We start from the raw sequence: 6,185 nt of genomic DNA on the forward strand, positions 1-6,185 counted from the left end.
TTCCAGCGGACCCTCCGGGCTTCGTTCTTTCGTGTTTCCAGCTTATCAGATGTTTTCCGCTCCGTTTCCGGGGCTTCGTTCATCCAACTCGCCGGAGTCTTCCGGGGTTTGACGCCCTGTCCGACGTTTCAAACTCTAGCCGATCCCCGCTCCGAAAAGCGAATCCGACCGCAACCCGATAAAACGAGCACGCCGAATAAGCGCCAGGTCACAGCGCCGAAAAGCGCAGACGACCGGCACGAACCGGAAAGTGGTGTTTCAGAGGATTGGCCACCGCGGGACCGTCCGCGCAGATGCGTGTCCGGTGCTCCCTGCCAGGCAGCTCGAAGAACACTAGACCTCTGGAGTCGCCGAGTCAAGCGGCGCAACCGAATTCTCGGTGCCCTCCTCCGCCGGCAGCTGGAAGGCCAGGACGGCGACGTCGTCGTCGTGCTCGGAGGTCACGCCCATCGCCCGCAGCAGCCGGGCGCAGATCACCTCGGGGGCGCCGATCGCGCCGGTCAGGGTGCGGGCCAGGAGGTCGAGGCCCTGGTCGATGTCCTCGTCCCGGCGCTCGACCAGTCCGTCGGTATAGAGGACGCCGGTCGTGCCGGGGAGCAGGCGCAGGGTGTGGGAGACGTGCAGGCCGCCGCCGGTGCCGAGCGGCGGGCCGTTCTGCTCCTCGCTGCGCAGGATGGTGCCGTCCGGGCAGCGCAGCAGCACGGGGAGGTGTCCTGCGGAGGCGTAGGAAAGGGTGCGGCGCCGCGGGTCCCAGACGGCGTAGGTGCAGGTGGCGATCTGGTTGGCGTCGATCTCCATGGCGAGGCCGTCGAGCAGGCGCATCACCTCGTGCGGCGGCAGGTCGAGGCGGGCGTAGGCGCGGACCGCCGTCCGCAGCTGACCCATGACGGCGGCGGCGCGCAGGCCGCGGCCCATGACGTCGCCGATGACGAGTGCCGTGCGCCCGCCGTCGATGGCGATGACGTCGTACCAGTCGCCGCCGACCGCGGCCTCGGCGCCGCCCGGCTGGTAGGTGGCGGCGACCCGCAGGCCGGCCGGCTGGTCGAGCTTCTGCGGGAGCAGGCTGCGCTGGAGGGTGACAGCGGCCTCGCGCTGGCGGCGTTCCGCTTCGCGCAGGCGGGCCGCGGCGAGGACCTGGTCGGTGACCTCGGCGGCGAAGATCAGCACTCCGGCGGGCGGTCCCTCGGCGGGGGCGTCGCCGCCCTCCCCCGCGCCGAGCGGGACGCAGGAGACGTTGTAGTAGCGGTTGCCGGTGAGGCCGAGGATGCAGCGGGCCTTGACGCTGCGCGGGCGGCCGCCGCGGATGACCTGGTCCATCAGGGGCAGGACGCCCATGGTGGCGAGTTCGGGGAGCGCCTCCGCGGCGGGCAGGCCGGTGGGGCGTTCGCCGAAGAGTTCGCGGTAGGCGCGGTTGGCGTAGCCGAGCTGGTGGAGCGGGCCGTAGGTGACGGCGACCGGGGCGGGGATGCGGTTGAGGACCTCGCGCAGGTTCTGCGGCTTGTGCGGGTCGAGGAGCTCCGTGGTGGCGGCGGGGCCGGCCGGGTCGCGGGGGCCGGGCACGACGACGCCCTCGGGGCAGGGTGCACCGTCCTCGGTGCCGGTCCCGGGGGGCGGGACGGCACGCCAGGGGACTCCGGCGAGCCGGGCGCTCCAGCGCATGAGGTTCAAACGACGGCCGCTTCCTCGTTTTCCAGGCATATCATCACTTTTTGTGTGCGCAGCAGCACACGGGGTAATGACCAGGTCGGGCTGATCCTGTCAGGCGGAGGCCCGGTTCCGGAAGTCGCGCGCCCGGCGTGGCCGCCCGATCCACTCCCTGATCCACTCGCCGGTTCACCGCCCGGTCGGCCGCCGGCCCGGGTCGGCGGGCCCGGTCAGCGGGGAGCATCCGGTCCCGCGTCGGACGGCCGTCCGGGCTTCGGGCCGAACCCCTCCTCGAAGGCCGAACGCGGGTGCTCCATCGCGCCCAGCGAGACCACCTCGCGGGAGAACACCCCGCCCAGCACCCAGTCCATCAGCACCCGCACCCGGCGCTCGGCGGTCGGCAGCCGCCGCAGGTGCCGGGCCCGGTGCAGCCACCAGGCCCGGCGGCCGGTGAGCCTGCCGCCGCGCCGGGTGTGGGCGACGGCCCGGTGCGGGCCGAGCGAGGTCGAGCAGGCGGCGGGGCCGGGCCGGTAGCCGGCCAGGCCCGGGGCGTGCGGCCCGCCGTCCAGGGCCACCACGACGTTGCGGGCGAGCAGCTCGGCCTGGGCGAAGGCGTGCTGGGCGTTGGGGGCGCAGGGGGCGCCGTCCGCGTTCGGGTCCGGCACGGCGGCGCAGTCGCCGGCCGCCCAGACGCCGGGCAGGGCGCGCCCGTCCGGCCCGACGGCCTGCAGGGTCGCCAGACACCGCACCCGGCCGAGCGTGTCCAGCGGCAGGTCGGTCTCGCGCAGCAGCGGGGACGGCCGGACGCCCGCCGTCCAGACCAGCGTGCGGGCACCGAAGCGGCTGCCGTCGGAGAGCGCCACGACCCGGTCGGCGGCGGACTCCAGGGTGGTGCGCAGCCGGATGTCGACCCCGCGTTCGCGCAGCTCCCCCAGGGTGTGCTCGGCGAGCTCGGACGACTCCTCGGCGAGGATCCGGCCGGTCGCCTCGACCAGCACCCAGCGCAGGTCCTCGGCGCGGACGTTGTGGTAGCCGCGCACGGCGGTGCGGGCCATGTCCTCCAGTTCGGCGAGCGCGCCGACGCCCGCGTAGCCGGCGCCGACGAAGACGAAGGTGAGCGCGGCCTGCCGCAGTGCCGGGTCGCGGGTGGCGGAGGCGAGGTCGAGCTGCTCCAGGACGTGGTTGCGCAGGCCCACCGCCTCGCCGACGGTGGAGAAGCCGAGGCCGTGCTCGGCGAGGCCGGGCACCGGAGCCGTGCGGGAGACCGATCCGGGGGCCACCACGAGGACGTCGTAAGGGAGTTCGACCGGGGCGGGGGGTTCGCCGGGGCCCGCGGCGTCGGCCAGGGCGCGCCGGGCGGCGTGTTCGATCCGGGTGATCCGGGCGGTGAGCACCCGGCAGTCCGGCAGGACCCGGCGCAGTGGGACGACCACGTGTCTCGGGTCGATCGAGCCGGCCGCCACCTCGGCCAGCAGCGGGTGGTAGGTGAAGTACGCCTGGGGCTCGACGACGGTGATCTCCGCCTCGCCGCGCCGCAGCCGTTCCCGCAGGGCGCGCTGGAGGTGGAGTGCGGCGGCCGTTCCGGCGCAGCCGCCGCCGGCGATCAGGATCCTGATGGTGCGCCTCCTGCCGATGCGACGTTTCGTCCCGGCCACCCCGCGGCCGGGGGTGTCCCCCATCACGCCCCCTATGAAGGACCGGCGGGGGTCGTCTTGTCCACAGTCCGTACGGGGCTGGTTGCGACACGAGTGACCGTCGTGGCCAGTTGTGCTTACTGGGCGACTTTCTGACGCACTTTCGGCCTCGGAGAGTGGTGAACTATGGTCGGATTGTGTACCGGGGCGGCCGTCGCCATGACAATCGGCGGCGACGCACCGTGGAGCGGCCACTACGGCCAGTTCCAGCGTTGGCGTGAGAACCCGACTGGGGGACGGTCATCCGGGGAAGGGTAGTTCCCGGACAGGGCCCCGGTCGGTGCCGACGCGCCGAGCCGGACGTGGACCCGGCACGGCGGCACGAACCGTGGTCACCGGATCGGGACGGGCGGCACGAGCATGGGTCATCGGGTCACTTCTGACGGGCCGAGCTGCACCGGGGGGTGCAGGGGCGGGCGACGACAGGGTCCGGTTTCGGACGCCTGCGGGGGAGAGTTGGGATGATGGATCAGGAGCAGGTATTGGGGCGGGCGGGTGCGTCGCAGGTCGGACCGGGCATGGTCCCCGAGCAGCGCGGCCCGGTGGACCTGCCGCCGCAGGGCGGGACGGCACCGGCGGGCCTGGCCCGGGCGGCCGTCCCCTACCGGGTCGAGCCCGCGCCGGCCGCCGTGCCGGTGCCGGGGGCCCGGCTTCGGGTGGACGCCCGGCGGAACCTGGAGAGCGTGCTGCGGGCGGCGCGCGAGGTGTTCGGCGAGTTCGGCTACGGCGCGCCGATGGAGGAGGTGGCGCGCCGGGCCGGGGTCGGGGTCGGCACCGTCTACCGGCGCTTCCCGAGCAAGGAGGTGCTGGTCCAGCGGATCGCCGCCGAGGAGGTGGCGTGGCTGACCGCGCAGGCGCGGGAGTCGCTGTACGGCGGTGACGGCGCCTGGGAGGCGCTGGCCGGCTACCTGGCCCGCGCGGTGAGCAGCGGCGCCGGGCGGCTGCTGCCGCCGGAGGCGTTCCGGTATGCGGAGGAGCTGGGCCGGGTGCCCGAGCAGCGGGCGTCGGAGCCGCCGGCCGCGGTCCGCTTCGACCTGCGCGGCGAGGAGGCCCGTTCCGGCGGGGCGGTCGAGCCGTCGGCGGCCGACGCCGATCCCCGGCTGCTGCTCCAGCTGCTGGCCGCCCTGGTGGCGCGGGCCGGTGCGGCGGGCGAACTGCGGCCGGGCGTCACGGTGTCGGACGTGGTGCTGGTGCTGACCGCCTCGGTGCCGGTGCACGCGGCCCGTCCGTCGGTCTCCGCGCCGACGGTCTCCGCGCCGTCGGCCGTCGGTTTCTCGCCGATTTCTCCGCAGACGGAGGGCCAGCCGGCCGCCGGGCCGTCGGACCGGCTGCTGCAGATCCTGCTGGACGGCCTGCGGGAGCGCTGACGCCCGTCGGCCGGCCGGGCCGCCACGCCGGACGGGCACGGGAGTTGGGAGGAGGACCGGCGCGCGACACGAGTGCGCGCGCCGGGGTGCGGGAGTCGCACACCCCACCGCGGCACGCTGGGCGAACGCCCCCGCGACGGCCCCTCGGAGGAGTGGAAGGCGACCGGTCCGGCTACCGCCGATCCCTGCGCTATGCCATCCTTTGCCCGTGGTTGGAGCCAATGTCCCGATGCGCGCCGTTCGCGCGCCGTCGGCGCCGTACGCCGGGGAACCGTGCGCCTACGCACTCCCGCGCGCCCTGCCACACTACGGGGGCTGTCGTGGAATCTGGGGTCCGTTGTGAGCGCCGAGGAACAGAACGACTACGGGTACGGCCTCGACTTCGGGGGCCGCTCCGGTGAGACCGCCGAGGGGTCCGCCGCGGGCCCCTGCAGTCTCGGCAGCGCCGGCGGGACGGCCCAAGTGCCGGGCACCGCAGCGGGTTCGGCCGCCGGACACGTCCCCGACCAGGCCGGGATGCCCAGCCGCGAGACGCTCTCCGCCTCCGCCGCCGCACTGCCCCCGGGCCGGGTGCCCGGGCAGGCCCCGGCGGGCCGGGGCGGTGTCGCTCCCGAGGCGTTCGTCGGCGAACCGTTCACCGGCGACGGCCGCACCGCCCGGCCGACCGTGCCCGCCCCCGCCGACCCGGTGGACGGCGAGCGCCCGGCCTCCGACTCCGAGTTGACCGCCCGGGTGCGGGCCGGCGACGACACCGCGTACGAGGAGATCTACCGCCGACACGCCGACTCGGTGCGCCGCTACGCCCGCACCTGCTGCCGGGACAGCTTCACCGCCGAGGACCTCGCGGGCGAGGTGTTCGCCCGCACCCTGCAGGCGCTGCGGGCGGGCAAGGGCCCCGAGTTCGCCGTCCGCGCGTACCTGCTGACCGCCGTGCGCAACGTCGCCGCCGCCTGGCACCGCAGCGAGCGGCGCGAGCAACTCGTGGACGACTTCGCCGTGTTCGCGCAGACCTCGGCCGCCGTGGTCGACTTCGACCTCGCCGACCCGGGCGCCGACGCCTGGGCGATGGCGATGGCCGACCAGCGGATGGTCATGCAGGCCTACGCCGAACTGCCCGAGGACGACCGGATGGTGCTCTGGCACACCGAGGTCGAGCGGGAGTCCCCGAAGACCGTCGCGGTGATGCTCGGCAAGACCGCCAACGCCACCGCCGTCCAGGCCCACCGGGCCCGCGACCGGCTCGCCGCCGGGTTCCTCCAGGCACACGTCTCGGGCAGCCAGGACAGCGCCTGCGAGGCGTACGCCAACCGGCTCGGCGCGTACGCGCGCGGCTCGCTGCGCAAGCGGGCCTCGGCGGAGGTCGGCCGGCACCTCAGGGAGTGCGACCGCTGCACGGCCGCCTGCCTGGAACTGACCGAGATCAACACCGGGCTGCGCGCCCTGCTGCCCGGCGGGGTGCTGGTCTGGATCGGCGTCGGCG

Annotated in this window: 3 protein-coding genes and 1 pseudogene; 2 read left to right on the plus strand and 2 right to left on the minus strand. The window is 74.9% G+C overall.

The window, feature by feature from the left end:
- Nucleotides 1-381 precede the first annotated feature (381 nt).
- Nucleotides 382-1,668: pseudogene (locus ACFU6K_RS28275) on the minus strand (PP2C family protein-serine/threonine phosphatase); the annotation flags it as partial.
- A gap of 206 nt (nt 1,669-1,874) precedes the next feature.
- Nucleotides 1,875-3,323, minus strand: coding sequence for an NAD(P)/FAD-dependent oxidoreductase (locus tag ACFU6K_RS28280; RefSeq protein WP_380667673.1), 1,449 nt, complete (start codon nt 3,321-3,323; stop codon nt 1,875-1,877).
- Between the two features lie 476 nt (nt 3,324-3,799).
- Between ACFU6K_RS28280 and ACFU6K_RS28285 the strand changes: the two genes are divergently transcribed.
- Both ACFU6K_RS28285 and ACFU6K_RS28290 read left to right on the plus strand, forming a co-directional pair.
- Nucleotides 3,800-4,705 (plus strand): TetR/AcrR family transcriptional regulator, encoded by a 906-nt coding sequence (locus tag ACFU6K_RS28285; protein ID WP_380667674.1) that lies wholly within the window; start codon nt 3,800-3,802, stop codon nt 4,703-4,705.
- 339 nt (nt 4,706-5,044) lie between these two features.
- Nucleotides 5,045-6,185: sigma-70 family RNA polymerase sigma factor (locus tag ACFU6K_RS28290; RefSeq protein ID WP_380667676.1), on the plus strand; the 1,141-nt coding region annotated here is incomplete at its 3' end.

The sequence above is a fragment of the Kitasatospora sp. NPDC057512 genome (assembly GCF_042802135.1).
In the GTDB taxonomy this organism is placed as follows: Bacteria; Actinomycetota; Actinomycetes; order Streptomycetales; family Streptomycetaceae; genus Kitasatospora.